This is a genomic window from Geotalea uraniireducens (assembly GCF_027943965.1).
In the GTDB taxonomy this organism is placed as follows: domain Bacteria; phylum Desulfobacterota; class Desulfuromonadia; order Geobacterales; family Geobacteraceae; genus Geobacter; species Geobacter uraniireducens.
Genome location: NZ_AP027151.1, coordinates 205408 through 222250 on the forward strand (window position 1 = coordinate 205408; position 16843 = coordinate 222250).

Here is a 16843-nt window from a genome sequence, read left to right on the forward strand (position 1 = left end):
AATGTCGATTGGAGAAATCATTGTCAGCTACTGTTGCCGTGCCGGAGATGCTTACTACTGCCGCCGGGGTTGCCCGGCTTGCCGGGCGTCTTGCCGAAGAGCCGCTGGTTGCCTGCGATCTGGAAGCCGATTCCATGCACCATTATCAGGAGAAGGTCTGCCTGATCCAGTTTGCCTTTCCCGGCGGTGCGGCGCTCCTTGACCCGCTTGCCGTTACCGACCTGGCATCGCTGGTGCCGGTTTTCGCCGCCGAATCGATCCGCAAGATTTTCCACGGCGCCGACTATGATATCCGTTCGTTGCATCGGGATTTTGCCATCGAGGTCAATAATCTCTTCGATACGATGATTGCCTGTCAGTTCCTCGGCGAGCGGGATTTCGGCCTGGCCGCGGTGCTGAAGAAGCGCTTCGGTGCCGAACTCGACAAGCAGTACCAGCGGGCGGACTGGAGCCGCCGGCCGCTGACGGCGGGAATGATCGATTATGCGATGAAAGACACCTCGCTACTCATCGCGCTGTATCAGCAACTGGAGGGAGAGTTACGGGCGAAGAACCGCCTGGCGTGGGTAGAGGAGGAATGCGCCTTGCTTGCCCGAGTGCGGATGGTGTCGCGGAGCGACGAGCCCTTGTTCCTCCGTTTTAAAGGGGCAGCGCGACTTGAGTCCCGGGCGCTGGCAGTCCTTGAAGAACTGCTCCGGTTCCGGGACCAACGGGCCCGGCAAGCCGACGTGCCGCCATTCAAGGTTCTCGGCACCGACACAATGCGTGAGCTGGCGGAAAAACGCCCGCAGAACCGGAGCGAGTTGATCGGTATTTCCGGGATCACCGACAAGGTGCTCGACCGGATCGGCGAAGGGATTCTGCGGGCGATCGAGAAGGGAAATGCCGTTCCCGCCGGGAAGCTGCCGGTCTATCCGCGGCAGGAACGCCGGAAACGGGGGCGGCTCGAAGAAGAGCGGCTGAAAGCACTCAAAGAGTGGCGTGAACGGACTGCATCTGTTTTGGGGATTGACACGGGAGTGCTGGCGAACAATGCGCTGCTTGAGCGCTTGGCGTATGAGGCGCCGCGGACCGTGGCGGACCTCGGGCAGGTCCCGGCCATGCGGAATTGGCAGCGGCAGGAATTCGGGGCGGCGCTGGTGGCCCTCATTACCTCCTGCCGCTGAAAAAGATTCTTTTATTTGTGCTGAGCCGTCTCTTCGGCTTCTCCGAAGAGGGCATCGAACTCCCGGGATGATAGTTCGTGCGGTTCCGGCTGTTTTTTTGCCTGGTTGTCCGCCGGGGCGGGTTTCTCCTCATCACCCCAGGAAAAGCTTGTCAGGTCGAATTCGTCGGCGGCTCCACTGCCGTCGGTCAGAGTTCCTTTCTCTTCACTCTCCCCCGAACCGAAATCCCAGGGAATACCATCCTGCTCAGACGCGTCCCCTTTACCGGCGTTGCTGCTGGCCGTTTCGAGCAGTGCCGCAAACGCATCGTCGGAAGGTTGTTCCTCGGCGGGCGGTCTTTGTTCTTCATCGTCGAAGGAAAAATCATCAAAAGCGGGTTCGGCGGCCGCTGCCGCGGGGGCGGCAGTATGTGGTGGAGCTGGCGGTGGTGGCTGGGGCAAACCGAGATCGAGGTCGGAGAAAATGTCGTCACCCTGCTTGACTGCGGCGGGCTGGGCGGGCATCTCCCAGGTGAAGCCGGTCGTCTCCCCGCTGGAGGCCGGCGCTGGAGGAGTGGGTGGAATAACGTCAGCCGATGCTGAAGTTTGGGCCGGCGTACTGGCAACTGCCGCCGGTGGAATAATGATGGCCCGGATACCGTGAGTTTGCTTGAAAGCGGTCAGATCGCTGTTGCATTTTTTGCAGATATCGAGAAATTCGAAGCTGTTGTAGCCGCATTTGGGGCACTTCATATCCCTGCTCCTTGGGCAGTGCCGCGTCAGCGGCATTGCTATGGTTTTTTCTCGGCAGCCGGCCGGGCCGGTTTAGCCATCTCCGACTCTTCCCGGGCATTGCCCAGGTCGCCGAACTCGTATTGCAGGATGGCCATTGCCGCCACCCCGGCAGTTTCGGTCCGGAGGATACGCTTGCCAAGGGTGACCGGCGTGAAGCCTGCGCTGATTGCCACTGCCGCTTCATCCGGGGAGATTCCCCCTTCAGGGCCGACAATAATAGCTATTCGTGCCGGGGTTGCGGCGGCGGACAGGACTTTCTTCAGGGTGACGGTTTCTTCCGCCTCCCAAAGGAGCAGCTTCAGCTCCTGATCCGCCGTGCGCAGGGCCTCGGCAAGAGTGGCAGCAAAGCGCACTTCGGGGATGGTTCGTCGACCGGCCTGCCGTGCCGCCTCGACGGCTATCCGTCGCCAGCGGCTGACTTTCTCCTCCATCCGTTCGCCGGTAACCCGGGAAACCGAACGTGCCGACTGGAACGGAATCACTTCGCTGACACCGAGTTCAGTACATTTTTGCAAAATGAGTTCCATCTTATCCCCCTTCGGCAGCCCTTGAAAGAGAGTTACCCAAACCTCGTCGGCCGAAGTCGCCGGAATCACCCGCTCTTCAATCCCCACCAACAGCGAACTACGGCCGATTTCCCGGATTGTCCCCCGGCATTCTCCACCTGAACCGTCGGCCAGAACAAGCGGGGTGCCAATTTTCAGGCGTAATACCCGGGCGATGTGACGAAAAAGGGCGCCTTCGATCTGAACGGCATTGCCGGAAAGGTCGAGGTCGGGGGCGACGAAGCGGCGCATCGAATTCATTCCGCCTGATAGATGAGGCAGGACCACTCGCCTTCGCGGGTTGTTGCCCGGAGGGAAAGGCCGGTGGTGCTGAAGCCGTCCATGACGAACCGTTCTCTTTCCAGCAAAATTCCCGAGAGGACGAGAAAGCCGCCTGGCGCAACCTTGGCTGCCAGTTCGGTGGCCATCCTGACCAGGTCTTCAGCTAGGATGTTGGCGAGCACGACCGTGAAGTGTTCGGCAATCTCCTGAAGGGGGGTGGTGGATAATGCGACGGTGACGTCGTTAAGGGTACAATTTTCCCGGGCAACTGCAATGGCGTCGGGGTCGATATCGGTGCCGATCACCGGGGCCGCCCCGAGTTTGGCGGCGGCGATGGCAAGAATCCCTGAGCCGGTCCCGACGTCGAGGACCGCCGGCGTTTCGCCAGCGGTCCGCTGGGACAGGAAGATGCTTTCCAGTGCCTCCAGGCAAAGCTTGGTCGTGGGGTGTGTTCCGGTGCCGAATGCCATTCCCGGGTCGAGCTCGATAACCAGATCGTCCGCCAGCGGGGAAAACGGCTCCCAGGTCGGTTTGATGACGAAATGCCTGCCAATCCGGGAAGGGCTGAAATGCTGCCGCCAGCCGGTAGCCCAGTCTTCTTCCTTGATTATGGCGACCATTGGTGGGGGGAGTTCGAACTCGCCGGCGAGGTGGCGATGGTCGTTAAGAAAGCGTTGCACGGCGGCCACATTTTCGTCGAGTTGGTCATCGACGGCAAAATAGGCGCGAACCGTCGTGGTGGGCGATTCGGCAATTCCATCAAGGGAAAAGGTATCGAGGTTTTGGTTGTCGATGCTGACGCCGTTGCCGGAAAGCTCGACCAGAAAGTCGGCAAGAAGGTCGACGAGGGGGGCTGGCGTTTCACAGGTTACCTCGGCCCAGGTTTTGTCCATGTCTGCTCCTTTTGGGGGGCTGCTCGGGATTGCGCCGAGGTGAGCTAACGTAGCAAAACAAAAGAGCTCTGACAATAAAAAACCTTGACAAATTCGCTGTACGGAGTTTAACTCTCATTAAAATCGCTTCTGGGTGGCCATGGTGGAACTGGAGGAAAAGAAAAGAGCGATTGTCTCGTTCGTTCAAGGCCGTGGGGAGGATTTTTCGGCAGTTGCCGAGGAACTGTACCGGCATCCGGAACCAGGGCTCTATGAAGTTGCGAGTTCGGCCCTGCTTGCCGCTTTTCTGGAGCGGGAGGGATTTGCCGTGGAACGCGGCTGTGCCGGCTTGGCCACTGCCTTTCGCGCGTGCTGGGGGAGCGACGGTCCGGTCATTGCCCTGATTGCGGAGATGGATGCTCTCCCGCAGCTGGGGCACGCCTGTGGTCACAATATCATTGCCGCAGCCGCCCTCGGCGCGGCGACCGCCCTTCGGCACCTGCTGCCGGAAGATGCGGGGCGTATCGTTGTCCTCGGCACTCCCGCCGAGGAGTTGGGAATCGGTAAGGTGGAGATGATCCGCCAAGGTTTTTTCGACGATGTGGAATTTGCCATGATGGTTCATCCCTCGTCGAAACGGCAGGTAATCAAGGGCTTTCTCGGTCTGGCGCGAATCCGCTTCACGTTCATCGGCAAGGCTGCCCATGCCGGCGCCTATCCGGAAGAGGGGGTCAATGCCCTCGATGGCGTCATTCAGACTTTCACTGGCATCAATGCCCTTCGCCAGCAACTGCGGCAGGATGTGCGCGTCCACGGGATCATCACTGAAGGGGGAAGCGCCCCCAATATCATTCCCGGCCGGGCGGCTTGTTATTTTTATGTCAGGGCTGCTGATCTCGATATGTTGGAAAAGGTGAAAGCGCGAGTAGTTGCCTGCGCCGAGGGGGCGGCTACCGCCAGTGGCTGTCGCCTGGAGGTGGAGGTCGATCCTCGGCAACTGGCGCCCATGAAAATCAACCGGGCTTTCTCCGCCCTCTACTCGGCCCAGTTGAGCTTGCTCGGTTTGCCCGAGGTCTTGGCGCCGGCCGACCAGAACAAAGGGTCGTCAGATATCGGCAACGTCTCGCAACTCGTGCCGACTATCCATCCCCATGTGCCGATCGGCGAGGGGGTCCGTATCCACAGTGAGGAATTTGCCCGGGCGACGATTTCCCCCGAAGGGAAAGCCGCGGTAGTCGAAGGGGCTACTGCCCTGGCCCTGACTGCGCTGGAGCTGATCGCCGTTCCGGAGCAGCGGGAAGCGGTCCGGCTTGATTTTCGTTCATGAAGGCTATTTTTTTGCCTGATTGGCTAAAACATGGTATAAATACCTTAATGAGAACGTGGAGCACACCAATGGTGGTGGGGCAATGAAAGGGTTGTTGCGGCACTTATATCTCTTTTCCGATGCCACGGGTGAAACGGTCGAACGGGTAGTGCGGGCGGCCCTTTCCCAGTTCCGTGATGCCGAGGTGCGTTTTCATCGGATGAATCGAATCCGTTCCCGGGAAGACGTGCTGGAGTCCCTTGAAGAGGTGCTCCGCGAGCCGGGGATGGTTATCTATACCTTGGTTGATACGGAGCTTGCCCAACTGCTGCGGGATGAGGCCGAAGCCCACGGCCTGGAATCAGTAGACCTGATCAGCCCACTCCTGTTCAAGCTTTCCGACTTTCTCGAAACCCCGCCACAGAAAGAGCCGGGGCTCCTCTACCAGCTCAATGCCGAATATCACAAGCGGATCGATGCCGTCGACTTTACGGTCAAACACGATGACGGTCAGGATCCGCGCGGGCTGCACAAGGCAGATTTTGTTCTGGTGGGAGTGTCGCGTTCCTCGAAGACTCCTCTTTCCATGTATCTTGCCCATAAAGGCTACCGGGTCGCCAATGTTCCGATCGTCTACGGTATCGAACCGCCAGCCGAACTCTTCAAGGTCGACCAGGATCGGGTGGTCGGGCTGATCATAGACGCGCAACGGCTGGCGGAAATCCGTTCGGCTCGCCTGCGCAACCTGGGCAATATCCCGAAGGGAAGCTACGCCGATTTCCTGAAAATCGAAGAAGAACTGGAATACTGTCGTCGGCTTTACCGGCGGAATCCCCAATGGCTGATTATCGATGTGACAAAGAAGTCGGTGGAGGAGTCGGCTGCCGAAATTATCAGACGGCAAGGCGGTTGAAGTGCGCGCGGTCCTTAAGTTTTTCATAGCTCACCAAGCACAGAAAGAGAGGTAACAACTATGCGTATTCTCGTGGTCGAAGATGAAAAGAAAGTTTCCAGCTTCATCAAACGCGGACTCGAGGAAGAACGGTATGAAGTAGATGCTGCTTTTAACGGGGAAGAGGGGCTGAAAATGGCGATCGAGAAAGGCTATGACCTGATCATCCTCGACGTCATGCTTCCCAAGAAAGACGGCCTGAGCGTTGTCCGGGAACTGCGGGAGAAGAAATCCGCCACTCCCGTACTGATGCTTACCGCCAAGGATTCTGTCGAGGATATCGTTGCCGGCCTGGATTCCGGCTCCGACGACTACCTGACCAAACCATTCGCCTTTGCCGAGCTGCTGGCCCGGGTCCGGGCGCTGGTCCGGCGCAGCGAGCAGGACCGCGGGGCCGAAATCCGCTTCGCCGATCTCCGTCTCGATCCCGTTACCCACAAGGTGTGGCGGAAAGACAAGGAAATCGACCTCACCGCCAAGGAGTATTCGCTGCTCGAATATTTTATACGCAATCCCAATCAGGTCCTGACCCGGACCATGATCGCCGAGCATGTGTGGGATTACACCTTTGACAGCTTCACCAATATTATTGACGTCTATGTCAACTATCTGCGGAAGAAGATTGACCGGGACAACGACAAGAAGCTGATCCATACCGTGAGGGGAGTGGGCTATATTCTTAAAGAGGAGGATTGATCCTTGTTCTTCAGGTCAATCCGCTTTTCCCTGACTCTCTGGTTTGCGGTGACCCTTGCGGTAATTCTGGTGCTCTTCAGCCTGTTCATCTACCTTGTGCTGAAGAGCCAACTCAACAAGGATATCGACAAGGAACTCCTGACTGTTGCCGAAGCGGTTTCCAGTCCAACTCTGGAACCGTTTCGCCGGGCCGGGCCATCGGTGTTCGACCAGGTCCTGGAAGATTTCATCGGGGCGAAGCTGACAGGTAAATACGTTCAGGTGCTCGACAGCCGGGGGCAGGTGACCGCCTCGTCGCGCAGCCTTGAGGCATTGCGGATTCCACTCTCCAAGTCTGCGTTCCGGCGGGCTACCGAAGGGAAGGTAACCTACGAGACCCAGGTGAATCTCGATATCTATCCGGTCCGGGCGATTACCTATCCGATCATCAGCAATGGGAAGTTGGATCAGATCGTCCAAGTCGGCTCGTCGATGAAATCGGCTGCCGAAACTCTTGACCGGGTACTGGTGGTCTTCGCGGTTTCGATCCCCCTTTCGCTTCTCCTCTGGAGTATGGGGGGGTGGTTTCTGGCCGGCCGGGCGCTGAAGCCGGTCGATATTATCACCCGGAGTGCGCGGAAGATTACCGCCGAAAACCTGAGCCACCGCCTGGAGATCGTCAATCCACAGGATGAAATTGGCCGGCTGGCAGCCACCTTCAACGATACGCTGGAACGGCTGGAAAACGCCTTCAACCGCATCCGGCAGTTCTCTGCCGATGTCTCCCACGAACTGCGTACCCCTTTGACCATCCTGCGTGGCGAGACCGAAGTCGGCCTGCGCTGGGCCAAAGAGCCGGAGGAGTTCCGGGAGCTTTTCCGGAGCAATCTGGAAGAGATCAACCGGATGTCGAAGATTATCGAGTGTCTCCTTGAGCTTTCCCGGGCTGAGGAGGGAGGGCTCAAGCTCGAGTTGAGTGATGTCGATCTCAGCGAGCTGGTCGCCGAGGTCGTCCAGCAGTCGCGGCTGATCGATCCGGAGAAGGGATTGAAGATTGCGTATACCGTCGATCAGCCGGTTGCCGTTACCGGCGATTGGCTGCGGTTGCGGCAGGTGTTCATGAATCTGCTCGGCAACGCCGTCAAGTATACGCCGGCTGGCGGGGAAATTAGCGTCGTTGTCGATGCGACCGGCGGCTTTGCCCGAATCTCCGTCATCGACAGCGGGGTCGGCATTCCGGCCGATGATCTGCCAAATATTTTCGAGCGCTTCTACCGGGTCGACAAGGCCCGTAACCGCGCCGACGGCGGCATCGGCCTCGGCCTTTCGCTGACGAGAACGTTTATCGAAGCTCATGGCGGCAAGATCGAGGTGGTCAGCGAGCCGGACAAGGGGAGCGTGTTTACCGTCTATCTGCCGCAGACCTCCCGCACCTGAGCCGGAGCAAGCTATGGAACCGATCATCATCATCGCGGCAACCCGCCAGGAGCTGTCGCTGCTCATCCGGAGTCTCGGCTCCCGCCCGTTCGCCGGCAGCGGCGGCCGGGAAACGTATCTGGGGGAGTTCGGCATGACCAAGGTCGTGCTGGCGGTCACTGGGCTGGGCAAAGTGAATACTGCCGCCGGTCTGACGGCGCTCCTCGAGAGTTTTCGGCCGCGCCTGGTGATCAATACCGGTTGTGCCGGCGCCTACTCCGGCAGCGGCTTGCAGGTTGGCGACATCGCCGTGGCAGCTGCTGAAATTTACGGCGACGAGGGGGTCCTGACTCCCGCGGGATGGAAATCGCTCGAAGCCATTGGTATTGCAGCGCTGGAGCATGGCGGGACGCGCTATTTCAATGAATTCCCGCTGGCCCTGTTGCCGGCCGAACAGGCGGTGCAGCTCGCTTCGGTACTCGGCATCACGGTGCGTCGTGGCAGGTTCGTTACCGTCTCCACCTGCAGTGGCACTACGGAGCGGGGTGATGAGCTGGGCCGGCGTTTCGAGGCGATCTGCGAAAACATGGAGGGTGCCGCTGCCGTTCATGTCGCAACCGGCTACGGTGTCGACTGCCTGGAAATTCGCGGTATCAGCAATCTGGTCGAAGACCGCGACCTGTCGCGCTGGAACATCCCGCTGGCGGCGGAGAAAGCCCAGCGGTTCATTCTCAAATTCCTCGAATCCTATCCGGCGGAGCAGTAATCATGGAGCTTTCACTCGGCTATTCCCCCTGCCCGAACGATACCTTTATTTTTTTCGCCCTGGTTCACCGGCTGATAGAATGCCCGGGTTTCACCTTTCGGGAGCGGCTCGAAGATGTGGAAACCCTGAACGGTTTGGCCCGCGAGGGATCCCTGGACGTCAGCAAGATTTCTTATCATGCCCTTGGCTATCTCCGGGACGACTATTGTCTCCTCCGGGCCGGCGGAGCGCTCGGGCGCGGCTGCGGACCGCTCGTGGTGACTAAGGGCGCCCGGTCCATGGCGGAACTGCGTGGTAAACCGATTGCCGTGCCGGGGCGCTACACGACTGCCGCACTGCTGCTCCGGCTTTTCGATCCGGGCCTTGACACCCTGGTCTATCTGCCGTTCCACGAGATCATGGGGGCAGTCGCCCGGGGTGAAGTTGCCGCTGGCGTAATCATCCACGAATCCCGCTTCACTTTCCCCGCATACGGACTGACAAAACTGCTCGATCTCGGCGACTGGTGGGAAGGGGAAACTGGCCACGCGATCCCGCTTGGCGGGATCATTGCCAAGCGTTCCCTCGGTCGGGAGGCAGTGCGGGCCATCGATCGCGCGCTGCGGGCCAGCGTTGCGTACGCCCAGGCCCATCCGGGTGAAGCCAACGAGTACATCCGCGCCCACTCGCAGGAGATGAGCGACGAAGTCTGTGCTGCTCACATCAACCTCTATGTCAATGACTATTCCCTTGACCTAGGACCTGTCGGCGAAGAGGCGGTTTCTTACCTCCTCGGCCGCGCCGAGGAAGCGGGAATCGTCCCGCGTGCCACCCAGCCACTGTTTCTATCCTAGAATACGTTAACGATAACGGCCGCTTGACCGGTCGGTAAGGCTTTAGCCTTGACCCACCCCGTAACTCCGTGCTATAGGGATAGCTCGCCCAGAAGGAGGTGCCTATGGTATCCTTGTTCCGGAAGAGGCGACTGGCTATCCTGATCATCCCCGGCCTGGCGCTCTTCCTGACCCAGACACTGTCCTTGCAAGCAGCAGAGATAACCGACCAGCAGGAACCCCCGGTGAGTGTCGTGTCCGCTTCCCGGGAGGGGCATGAAGGACTTGCCTCGTATTACGCCAGGCGTTACAAAGGAAGGCGTACCCATTCCGGGGTACGTTACGATCCGAAAAAACTGACGGCGGCACACCCCACCCTCCCGCTCGGGACCAGAGTGAAAGTCGTTGCTCTCGGTACCAAGCGCGAAGTGACGGTGACCGTCAATGATCGCTGCCGGAAAAGATCGCAACCGTTTATCGATCTCTCCCGGGCGGCAGCAAGAAAGCTGGGAATTATCGGGAAAGGGCTGGCCAAGGTGCGCATCATCCCCTTGGACGACGCTTCCTGACCCCCAGGCCAATAAAAAAATATTTGGGCGAAGTGAAGAAAGCCGGCGGTGACGCCGGCTTTCTTCGTTGTTACCGGTTGATGTCGATGGTCGATGGCCGGAAAAGCGCCAGGGCGGCGGGAAGTGCCACCAGCGCGAACAGCATGGTGGCGGCGATCCCAAAGTTGGTGGCCCAGCCGATGGAGGCCATGGCGCCGTAATCAGTGAAGGCGAGGGAACCGAAACCGGCGATGGTGGTCAGGGCCGAGAGGAGCACGGCGCGGCCGGCCTGGGTGAAGCGTTCGGGAGCCTCGTCCGGCGGACCTCCCTGCAGCCGGTGGTAGACATGAAGGCCGTAGTCGCTTCCCATGCCGAGAATCGTGACCAGGACCATGGCATTCATGAAGTTGAGGCGCATCCCGGTCAGGGCCATCAGCCCCAGCATTGCCACAACCCCGGCGAAGACCGGCAGGAGGGCGGCGGCGATACCGCGCAGCGATTCGAAATGGACGAGTAGCAGGGCGAGAACGAGCACCCCGCCGATCAGAAAACCCCGGGCAAAACTTGTGCGAACCGAATTGGCCAGCTGAGCGCTTATCAGCTCGGTGCTCGTGACGCGGGCGGTCGGGGCAATCCCCTGCAATGCGGCGATGAACGCTTTCTGGGGGAATTCGCTACCCCGGTAATGGAGATAGAGCAGCAGGTGGTAGCGGCCGTTACGTTCAACCAGGTAACGGCTCACCATCCCGGCAAAGGGCGATTGGCGGAGTTGTTGGAGCGCCTCGGCCAAGGGCACCGGTCCGGCTGCCGGCAACTGGTCGAGGCCGGCCGCGGCCTGCGGGAACATCGCCGGCTCGAAGCCGGATTCAGCCATGGTGCGGCTCAAGGTGCGGCCGGCGCTCCGTACGGTGGGGGTGTGCAGGGTGGCGAGAATCTTCTCTTGCACCGGTCGGGCGTTGAGGATCTGGCCGAGCCAGGAGACGGCGGTCAGCTTTCCCTCCTGCCGGTAGCGTTCTGCGAGCAGGGCCACGCGACTCCCCTGGTCGACCAGCGCGTCGAGCGAGTCGCCCGGCAGTTCGACGAGCAACTGGCGGGGAGCGATGCTGAGATGACGTTCAATCCGTTCCTGGGTCAGGAAAGCTTCGGAATGGCGTGGCTGCAGGTTCTTCAGGTCGCCCTCGAAAGAGATGGTCGTGGCGGCACCGGCCAGGCCGAGGAGGGCAACGAGCGTCGTCCCGGTTACGAGGCGGGGCACCCGGCGGGTCAGCCGCCAGAGGCCGCCGAGACCGAAAGCCGGCAGAAGGGCGTAGTGCCCTCGGGAATGCCGGTCAGTGTAGAGCAGCACCGGCGGCAGGAGCAGGAACGTTGCATACATGGAAAAAATAACTCCCAGGCCGACGAGTAGTCCCAACTCCGAAAGGGCGCGAACATCGGAGATCGTCAGGGCAAGGAAGGGAAGGGCGGTAGTCGTGGCGGCGGTGAAGATTCCCTGGCCGGTATCGACGACGGCGAGCCGCAGCGCTTCCGTGGTACTCTGGTCCGCCTGGCGTTCGGCATGGAACCGGTCGTAGAGGTGGATCGAGTAGTCAGTGCCGAGGCCGACGATCAGCGCGGTGAAGGCGAAGGAGATGATATGGATCGATGGGAGCAGCAGCCCGGCGGCGCCGAGGGAGAGAACGGTGCCGCAGGCGATGATCACCGGCAGCAGCAGTGTGGGGTACAACCGGCGGTACGTTAGGTAGAAGAGGGCCAGGACCACCAATAGTGATGAAATGACGCAGACGACGATGTTCCGTTTCATCACCGCCTCGTCGATCACCGCAGAGAGATGGGCGCCGGCACAGGAAATGGCGACGTCCGAGCCGAGACGCGCCCGGTTGATGCCGGCCACCAGCCGGCGGGCAAAGGCCATGTCCTGTACCGGCCGGGCCGGTTCGGCGATCATGATCAACAGCGTGCCGTCGCGGGAGAGCAGATAAGGAGAATCGGGGGCCAGGGCGAATGACTGGCTCCCTTCTTTCAGCCGGGGGAGAATCAGTTCCCGGAGATAGAGCGGATCAGCTGCCACCAGGTCGCGAGCGCCCAAGGTCGAGCCGATCATCAGTTCCCGCGTCGCCCGCTGCAGGGCTTCTGCCATGTCGGCCGGGGTGAGCCGTTGGTTGTAGTCACCGGTAGCTGCCGGCGGGAGGAACAATTGGGGCCGGTAAACCGCATAGCCGACAAAGCGGGCAAAGGCGGTCGCCTCGGACGGGTCGACCGTGCGGTAGGTGACCCGGCGGAAGGCGGGCTCGCCGTCAACCCGAAGGTGGCGCAGCTTGGTAGCGAAATCCTCCGCTGCGGCGGGGAGCCGTGCCGCGGGCCCTTCGAGGAGAAAATAGGCCTCTCCGGCACTGCCGGTCCATTCCAGGGTGTCGAGGAAGAGCTGCAAGGCACTGTTGTTGGCGGGGAAGAGCTTGAAAATGTCGGATTCGAAGTGGATGTTGAGGACCGAACCGCCGGCCAGCAGCAGGGCGATCAGCAGGGCGCCGAGAGTGGTCCGGGGGCGCTGCCAGCCGATCCGGTAGAGCCATTCGAGATGTGCCCGGATAGCGGCCTGGGTTCGGACGATCACTTGTGCCGCCAGCTGGGCCATCGAGCTACATCCCCTTGATGGCGGCCAGGGGGAGCAGGGTCATCCCCTCCAGGTTGGGGGTGAGAGCGGCATCGTCAACCGGCTTGTTGATGTCCGGATCCTCGAAGGACATCTTGACCCGCACCCCCTGCCGGTCGCTGAATTCGATCTCCGCCGGGAACGGCACGCCGTCGATCGATTGGTAGTCGCGGTAAGAGACCTCTCCGTCAGCCGCCTGCTTGCGGGTCAATAAGCCGTCCCCGTCGTAGGTGAGGGTGGTCAGGCGGCCACCCGTTTCGACCTGCTCCGTCCGGTTGCGCTCGGCCGGCACCAAGAGCGGCGTCCCGTCCACCACCTGGCGCATCATCTTCCATCCCTGCATTCCACCCTTGGCGGGGAGATCGGCAAAAGAGCCGACATAGGCGACATTTTTTCCCGGCAGCATCAAGGTAACCCGGTCGTCAGTGGCGAAAAATTCCATGGCGGTGGTACCGAAGGGGGTCAGCATGACCAGATGGAAGCGGTCCGGCTGCCGGTAAATCAGGTAACCGTTGCCGCCGGTGCTGCCGTCGGGGGTCCTGACCGACACGGAAACCGTGGCGGCCAGGGTGGTGACGGTGGCTCCCGGGGTAAAGGCGGGGCGAGGATGGGGCAAGGTGGCGCAGGCAGTCAGGGTACAAGCGAGCAGCACCAGCGCTGCCCGCATTAGGCGGATCATGGTGTGTTTCACGGGGAGTATTTCCTTATTCGAGCCGGAAGTCGCGGTCGGCGAGGCCGACATTGCTGCGCAGCCGGCGGAAGGTGATGGTGGTCCGGTCATGGTTTTTTTCATCGATGACCAGCCGTTTCAAGGTGCCATCCTCCTGGAGCGCCAGCTGCAACTCGCGGATGCTGCCGGTTTTGCCGGGAACGATCCGCAGGGTGACCGTTTCTCCCTGCCGGTCGGCGGTTACCGTTACCCCCTCGGGCAAGGCTGTGATCGGCCGGTCGAGAAAGGTAAACCAGCGTAACAGGCTCTCCTCGGGGGGGAGCACGGTCTTTTGCCGGACCCCCTCCTTGGGGAGAAAGAGGGTCAGGATGTTGTTTTTCAGCAGCAGCCGACTGGCGTAAGGCGGATAAATCTCCATGTAGAAGGCGTCAGGACGCTTGAAGCGGACAATGCCGCTGGCGGCGATTTTTCTTTTCATCAGGGCGATCTGCTTTTCCTGGGTGATCTCGGCAGTGAAGTCCCGCATCCCGGCGAATCCCCGCCGCATCAGTTCCAACCCCTCCACCGGCGAGAGCCGGGCGGCGCCCGCCGGCCGGCTCGGCAGCGTGGTCAGGCCGCCGACCAGCAGCAGAATGGCAACGAAACGTTTCATCATAGCGGCACCACCTTGAGGGTCACCGTGGCCGAGGCCAGCGGCCGGTCGGCGGCTGTCACCTCCCCGGCTACCAGGTGCAGGGGGCCGAACGACTTGATGATTCGGACCGTAATGGTCAGCACGTCGCCGTCGCGGCCGGTATCGTGGAATTCGGCCCGGTCGATGGAGGCGAGGATGCCGCTGCCATCCCCCTCGCGCGCCGCGACGATTCCTCCCAACTGGGCGACCGCCTCGACGAGGAACAGAGCCGGCCATCCGTCCTCGCTGCAGGAGAGGCACTGGCGCGCCGTGGCCGTCACCCCCGGTTCGAGGTGTAGCAGCCGGTCGAGAAAGAGGAACGGGGCGCGATGGGGAAGATATGCCGCCGGGTCAGGATTAAACAGGGCCGCCTCCGGTGAAATCGATGCCGAAGTAGGGTCCCTCGGGTGAAGCGGCCAGGTGGAGTCCCCGCTGGCCGGGGGCCAGGAGCAGGAGGAGGGAGACCATGGCGAGGCCCCCCATCGCCAGGGACCGGCCGACCAGCGGCCCGACGGCAAGGCGCCGGACAGCGGGGAAGATGTTTGCCACCGGCGGCCATTCCGGCGCCGTACCGGAAAGGGAAAGCAGTTCCGGTGCCGTGGCACCGAGCAGCCGGTCTGTACCGGCGGCGCAATGTTCCTCGGGAATGAAGCCGATGGTCCGGATCTCGTCGATGGTCCCCCTGATCGCCGTGCCGCGCCGCTCGGCATGGTCGCGTCGTTCGAGGACCAGGATGCCACATCCTTCGCCAAAACCGTGGGCATAACGGCGGAGCTGGCCCATGGCGTGGAAACCCTGCATTACCGGGGCATTCAGTTCGTCGACACCGCCGGCCAGCATCACGTCGGCCCGGCCTTCCGCCAGGAAGCGGCAGGCCATCTGCAAGGCCGTCTCGGCGGAGCAGAATCGCTGCACCTGGGTGACATTGGGGCCCTTCAGGCCGTGTTCGATGGAGGCGTTGCTCGCCGGGGCATTGGCCACCGTATTGGGAAAGAGCATCGGCACGAGGCCGTCGATTCCGGCGCTGAAGTAGCCGCTGAGGAATTCCACCGAATTGGCGATGCCGCCGAAGCCGCAGCCGAGAGCGATGCCGATCCGGGTCGCGCCGAGTGCCGCCGGGGTCGCTCCGGCATCCTGAAGGGCCAGGCCGGCGGTAACCGTCGCCAGCAGGCTGGAACGATCGAATTTGCGCGCCTTCAGCGGCGGCATGAAGTCAGCGGCCCTGAAGGCGTCGGCTTTCCCCCAGTAATGGCCCGGCTCGCCGAGCAGTTCGGCAGGGACCGGCGTCAGGCAGGGAGTACCGGCGTCAACCGCCTCCCGGAGTGCGGCTGCGCCGACGCCGGCGGCCGAAATGGCGGCACAGCCGGTAACGGCGATATCGAGTGTGCGGTTCGTCATCTGCTGATCACCACCGAGGTAATGTTGCCGCCAAAGGCAAACGAGTTGGAGAGGGCGACGGTTGCCGCCGACGGTTTCGGGCCGGTATGGCAGTAGTCGAGATCGCATTCGGGATCAGTACCGCGGAAATTGAGGGTCTGGGGAATGATCCCTGCCTGGAGGGCAAGCAGCGTCGCCGTGATTTCGATGGCGCCCGCCGCACCGAGGCAATGGCCGGTCAGCCCCTTGGTCGAGACGAGCGGGACCTCGGCGGCCCGCTGGCCGAAAACCTGCCGGAACGCCTTGCTTTCTATCGCATCGTTCAGCGGGGTGCCGGTGCCGTGCGCATTCACCCAGCCGACATTGTCCGTGGTCAGGCCCGCTGCGGCCAGGGCATCGCGCATTACCCGAGCAGCCTCGGCGCCGGTCGGTTCGGGAGCGGTCATGTGATGAGCTTCGCCGTCCAGCGCATAGCCGAGGATGAAGCCGTGGATCGTCGCTCCCCGGGCCACGGCGGCCGCTTCCTCTTCAAGGACGAGAAAGGCCGCTCCCTCGCCGAGGGAAATCCCCTGCCGGCCTAGGCTGAACGGGGAACAGGGTTCCCGGTCGACGACCCGCAGCGAATTGAACCCGGCATAGGTGAGGACGGAGAGGGTGTCGGTGCCGCCGCAGAGACAGGCCTTGAGCTGCCCGGTGGCAATCAGCCCGGCCCCCCAGCCGATGGCGGTGGCCGATGAGGAGCAGGCGGTGGTGACGCTGCCTTGATAGCCGCACAACCGAAAACGCTCGGCAAGGGCGGTGGCGGTCCGGTCGGGGAGGATTCCCCGGAGCAGGGCGGGATGGCCACGTTTCCCGGCCAGGCGCTCCCGGAGCCACTGCTCGCTGTGGATCATTCCGGCGGCGCCGGCGCCGACGGCTACTCCGATATCGAACATGTCGTAGTGCCGGCGAACATCACTGGCGGCCAAGGCCTGCCCGGCGGCGATGGCGGCGAACTGGTCGGCCCGCGACAGCCGTGCTGCGCCCTTTTTGCCGAAATAGTCGTCGGGGCGGTACTCCTTCACCTGGGCGCCGATCCGGGAGGGAAAGGGGGTGACGTCGAAAAGGTCGACGGGGCCGATAGCGCTCTTGCCGGTGAGCAAGGCATCGGTGAATGTGGGGATATCTTTGCTGGCAGCGCAAAAAATGCCGAGGCCGGTAATGGCGATTCTGCTGTTCCGCATCCAGGTATCTCGCAGCCCGGCTACGGCGGGCCAATCCTTAGGGTAATGTCCTATTTTAAACGCAAAAGCGCGGCAAACGCAAAGAAAACTTCTCCCGTTTGCCGCGCTGCGCGGGATGGTCGAGCAGGATACCGGCC

At 61.7% G+C, this 16843-nt stretch carries 17 protein-coding genes; 8 read left to right on the plus strand and 9 right to left on the minus strand.

The features are described 5' to 3' along the window. The first annotated feature begins 20 nt into the window (after positions 1-20). Positions 21-1166, plus strand: coding sequence for a ribonuclease D (locus QMN23_RS00945; RefSeq protein WP_282001231.1), 1146 nt, complete (start codon positions 21-23; stop codon positions 1164-1166). Between the two features lie 11 nt (positions 1167-1177). Here QMN23_RS00945 and QMN23_RS00950 read toward each other — a convergent pair whose 3' ends face one another. The 3 genes from QMN23_RS00950 to prmA are packed head-to-tail and all read right to left on the minus strand — an operon-like array spanning position 1178 to position 3659. After that, positions 1178-1897, minus strand: a complete 720-nt coding sequence (locus QMN23_RS00950) for a hypothetical protein (protein ID WP_282001232.1) — start codon at positions 1895-1897, stop codon at positions 1178-1180. Positions 1898-1935: 38 nt separating this feature from the next. Next, positions 1936-2745 (minus strand): 16S rRNA (uracil(1498)-N(3))-methyltransferase, encoded by an 810-nt coding sequence (locus QMN23_RS00955; RefSeq protein ID WP_282001233.1) that lies wholly within the window; start codon positions 2743-2745, stop codon positions 1936-1938. Next, complete coding sequence (prmA, locus tag QMN23_RS00960; protein WP_282001234.1) at positions 2742-3659, minus strand: 50S ribosomal protein L11 methyltransferase; 918 nt, start codon at positions 3657-3659, stop codon at positions 2742-2744. Before prmA ends, QMN23_RS00955 begins: the two co-directional genes overlap by 4 nt. Before the next feature lie 139 nt (positions 3660-3798). On the opposite strand from prmA, the gene QMN23_RS00965 reads away from it, so the two are divergent. The 7 genes from QMN23_RS00965 (at position 3799) to QMN23_RS00995 (ending at position 10134) form a co-directional block, all read left to right on the plus strand. Further along, entirely contained in the window at positions 3799-4965 is a 1167-nt protein-coding gene (locus tag QMN23_RS00965; RefSeq protein ID WP_282001235.1) for a M20 family metallopeptidase, read from the plus strand. Positions 4966-5047: 82 nt separating this feature from the next. Further along, on the plus strand, positions 5048-5857 hold the full coding sequence (locus QMN23_RS00970) for a pyruvate, water dikinase regulatory protein (RefSeq protein WP_282003784.1): 810 nt from the start codon (positions 5048-5050) through the stop codon (positions 5855-5857). Positions 5858-5917: 60 nt separating this feature from the next. After that, positions 5918-6592, plus strand: coding sequence for a response regulator (locus QMN23_RS00975; RefSeq protein WP_282001236.1), 675 nt, complete (start codon positions 5918-5920; stop codon positions 6590-6592). Positions 6593-6595: 3 nt separating this feature from the next. Then, positions 6596-8008 (plus strand): sensor histidine kinase, encoded by a 1413-nt coding sequence (locus QMN23_RS00980; RefSeq protein WP_282001237.1) that lies wholly within the window; start codon positions 6596-6598, stop codon positions 8006-8008. Between the two features lie 13 nt (positions 8009-8021). Then, positions 8022-8753, plus strand: coding sequence for a futalosine hydrolase (gene mqnB, locus QMN23_RS00985; RefSeq protein ID WP_282001238.1), 732 nt, complete (start codon positions 8022-8024; stop codon positions 8751-8753). Positions 8754-8755: 2 nt separating this feature from the next. Next, the gene (locus QMN23_RS00990) at positions 8756-9586 is read left to right on the plus strand and encodes a menaquinone biosynthesis family protein (protein WP_282001239.1); all 831 of its coding nucleotides are present in this window, start codon (positions 8756-8758) and stop codon (positions 9584-9586) included. Positions 9587-9690: 104 nt separating this feature from the next. Further along, the gene (locus QMN23_RS00995) at positions 9691-10134 is read left to right on the plus strand and encodes a septal ring lytic transglycosylase RlpA family protein (protein WP_282001241.1); all 444 of its coding nucleotides are present in this window, start codon (positions 9691-9693) and stop codon (positions 10132-10134) included. Between the two features lie 70 nt (positions 10135-10204). On the opposite strand, the gene QMN23_RS01000 is transcribed toward QMN23_RS00995, so the two are convergent. From QMN23_RS01000 to QMN23_RS01025, 6 genes are all read right to left on the minus strand, one after another. Continuing rightward, complete coding sequence (locus QMN23_RS01000; RefSeq protein WP_282001242.1) at positions 10205-12745, minus strand: MMPL family transporter; 2541 nt, start codon at positions 12743-12745, stop codon at positions 10205-10207. A gap of 4 nt (positions 12746-12749) precedes the next feature. Beyond that, a complete protein-coding gene (locus QMN23_RS01005) occupies positions 12750-13454 on the minus strand; it encodes an outer membrane lipoprotein LolB (protein ID WP_282001243.1) in 705 nt (234 codons plus the stop codon). A 13-nt stretch (positions 13455-13467) separates the two neighbouring features. After that, positions 13468-14088, minus strand: a complete 621-nt coding sequence (locus QMN23_RS01010) for a LolA family protein (protein ID WP_282001244.1) — start codon at positions 14086-14088, stop codon at positions 13468-13470. Beyond that, positions 14085-14387: a hotdog domain-containing protein gene (locus QMN23_RS01015; protein WP_282001245.1), complete on the minus strand. Its 303-nt coding sequence runs from the start codon at positions 14385-14387 to the stop codon at positions 14085-14087. The genes QMN23_RS01010 and QMN23_RS01015 overlap by 4 nt, the downstream gene beginning before the upstream one ends. Positions 14388-14463: 76 nt before the next feature. Continuing rightward, entirely contained in the window at positions 14464-15504 is a 1041-nt protein-coding gene (locus tag QMN23_RS01020; protein ID WP_282001247.1) for a beta-ketoacyl synthase N-terminal-like domain-containing protein, read from the minus strand. After that, entirely contained in the window at positions 15501-16706 is a 1206-nt protein-coding gene (locus QMN23_RS01025) for a beta-ketoacyl-[acyl-carrier-protein] synthase family protein (protein ID WP_282001248.1), read from the minus strand. The genes QMN23_RS01020 and QMN23_RS01025 overlap by 4 nt, the downstream gene beginning before the upstream one ends. Positions 16707-16843: the final 137 nt, after the last annotated feature.